Origin of the sequence: Acinetobacter lwoffii, from assembly GCF_024129715.1 — a bacterium.
GTDB classification, from domain to species: domain Bacteria; phylum Pseudomonadota; class Gammaproteobacteria; order Pseudomonadales; family Moraxellaceae; genus Acinetobacter; species Acinetobacter lwoffii_U.
Window position 1 is genome coordinate 1 of sequence record NZ_JAMXXM010000055.1, and the last position, 2,458, is coordinate 2,458.

The window sequence follows — 2,458 nt, forward strand, 5'->3', positions numbered from 1 at the left end:
GAACCTTCTTTAGTTGAATATTCATACTTTCAATGGAGCAAAACTTGCAGAATCTTGTCTAATTTGTAATCCTTGCAGCCAAGGGTGTCTAGCTGAGCTAAGGCAGGTATTTGTTGTAGTCGGGCCGCTATAATATTGATAAAGAGCGCCTGTATGTTTAATTTCAAGATTTTTAATAAAGTCTCTACGGAAGTGTTGACGATAAAAAATGACCTTCAGCTTAATTCTGAAATTCAACTTATAACAAAATATAAGACCTCTACTTCTGAAGATTATAAAAAAGCAATTATTTTGATCTTTAAAGAACGTGGTTATTTAGCTTTAGAGATTGGTCAACTATTGGAAAATTAAAGTAAAAGATTTATTCTGATCAGATAGGCACCCTTATTTAAAGGTGCCTATTCATTTTAGAAATTCTTAAATTTCAATCTGACTACCTAGCTCTACCACCCGGTTAGAAGGGATTTTATAAAAATCACTGACAGGGCTGGTATTTTTTTGCATTGCGACAAATAACTTTTCACGCCATGTAGACATCTTGCTGGACAGACTTGGAATTAATCTTTCTCTAGAAACAAAGAAGCTGATATTCATTAAGTCATACTCAAGATCCAGTACTGAAAAAGCTTGTTTCAATGAATGAGGCACATTAGGCTCTTCTTTAAATCCATAATGGATCGTTATTCTGAAAAAACCATTCTCTAGTACTTCAGTAACGATTCGCTTAGCTTCATCAACATACGGGATTTCAGAAGTCTTGATTGTCACCAAAAAATTACGTTCATGCAGAACTTTATTATGCTTTAGATTATGTAAAAGCGCATGGGGTACGACTTGAGGCGTTCCAGTTAAAAATACGGCATTTCCACTCACTTTCTGACCTGTCTGTTCAAGGTGCTCAAGAAACACATTCAGTGGAAGCGTGTCCTTCTGCAGTTTGTCCTGAAGAATCTCTCTGCCTTTTTTCCAGGTCATCATGAGGGTAAAAATAATAACCGCAATAACGACTGGTACCCAGCCTCCAATCAGGACTTTTAATAGGTTTGAACTCAGCAAAACCAGATCAATAAAGGCGAATGGAATAATGAACAGTAAGACTTTCCATGTTTTCCATTTCCAGTAACTATAAGCCAGAAAAGCTACTAACAGTGTGTCACAGAACATGGTCACAGTGACGGCCAGACCATAAGCACCTGCCAACTTGCTGCTACTTTCAAATATTAAGATCAAGATGGTGATAGAGATAAACAGGAGCCAGTTCAGTAATGGAATATAAATTTGTCCAATTTCCGAAGCGGAGGTATGTAAAACTGTAAGCCTAGGTAGATATCCCAACTGTATTGCCTGTTTAGCCATTGAGAATACCCCACTGATTAAAGCCTGTGAGGCAATCACTGCAGCTGCAGTAGCCAGAATAATCATAGGATATAGAAGGGCTGAAGGCAGAAGCAGGTAAAAAGGATTGGTGATAGCCGAAGGATCTCTTAACAGTAATGCTCCTTGTCCAGCATAATTCAGCATCAGACATGGCAGTACAATTAAAAACCAGCCTAACTTGATCGGTAAAATACCAAAATGTCCCATATCCGCATATAAGGCTTCACCACCTGTTACTGTTAAAACCACAGCTCCCATCACAAAAAATGAAATAAGAGGATTGTTAATAACGAATAAAAAAGCCCAGTGTGGGCTGAATAATGCAAGAACAAATGGACTTTGAATAATACTCATAATGCCAATGGCACCAATAGATAGGAACCATAACAGGGTAATAGGACCAAAAAACTTCCCCATCATTGCAGTCCCATGTTTTTGAACGGCAAAGAGAGCTATAAGAATTCCAATACTGATTGGAATAATGAAGCGATCAAATGACGGGGCAGCAACAGAAAGTCCCTCAACTGCAGATAAAACAGAAATAGCAGGGGTGATGATACCGTCACCGAAGAATAAGGATGCTCCAATGAAACCTAAGATAATGATTGCCAATCTTTTTCCACGGGACAATCCTTTTTGCCTAAGGTTTAAGGCGAGTAATGCCATGATACCCCCTTCACCATTGTTATCAGCTCTCATGATCACCAAAACATATTTAAGCGAAACAATTAAGGTAATGGTCCAAAAGATTAAAGAGAGAATTCCCAGGATATTAAGTTCATTAATAGGTAGCCCGCGTGTCGCATGAAAGCTTTCTTTTAATGCATATAATGGACTCGTTCCTATATCGCCGAATACTACTCCTAGTGCAGCCAGTGTTAATGCTGGTACTGCCGGCTTACTCACATTATTTTGCATATATTTGATTTACAAAATTGGGGAGCCTCGAATTTTATCATCTGGCTTCTCATGAAATTGCCTTGTACATAAAAACCCATACTTTCTTAGAGTGTTATAGTTTTTCTAGCTAAGCCTGCACTATATAGGTGCTATTTCACTTATAAGTAATCCAAAAATATAT

2 protein-coding genes are annotated in these 2,458 nt (G+C 37.9%); one reads left to right on the plus strand and one right to left on the minus strand.

What is annotated here, in order from left to right; all coding sequences use genetic code 11:
• Positions 1-153 precede the first annotated feature (153 nt).
• Complete coding sequence (locus tag NI462_RS14825; protein ID WP_086044977.1) at positions 154-351, plus strand: hypothetical protein; 198 nt, start codon at positions 154-156, stop codon at positions 349-351.
• Positions 352-417: 66 nt separating this feature from the next.
• Here the strand turns inward: NI462_RS14825 and NI462_RS14830 are convergent, their stop codons facing one another.
• Positions 418-2,295, minus strand: coding sequence for a potassium transporter Kup (locus tag NI462_RS14830; protein WP_253161224.1), 1,878 nt, complete (start codon positions 2,293-2,295; stop codon positions 418-420).
• Positions 2,296-2,458 lie beyond the last annotated feature (163 nt).

Excerpts from the sequence above, each read along its gene's own strand:
- NI462_RS14825 (WP_086044977.1), top strand. The coding sequence starts at position 154 with ATGTTTAATTTCAAGATTTTTAATAAAGTCTCTACGGAAGTGTTGACG.
- NI462_RS14830 (WP_253161224.1), bottom strand. The coding sequence starts at position 2,295 with ATGCAAAATAATGTGAGTAAGCCGGCAGTACCAGCATTAACACTGGCT.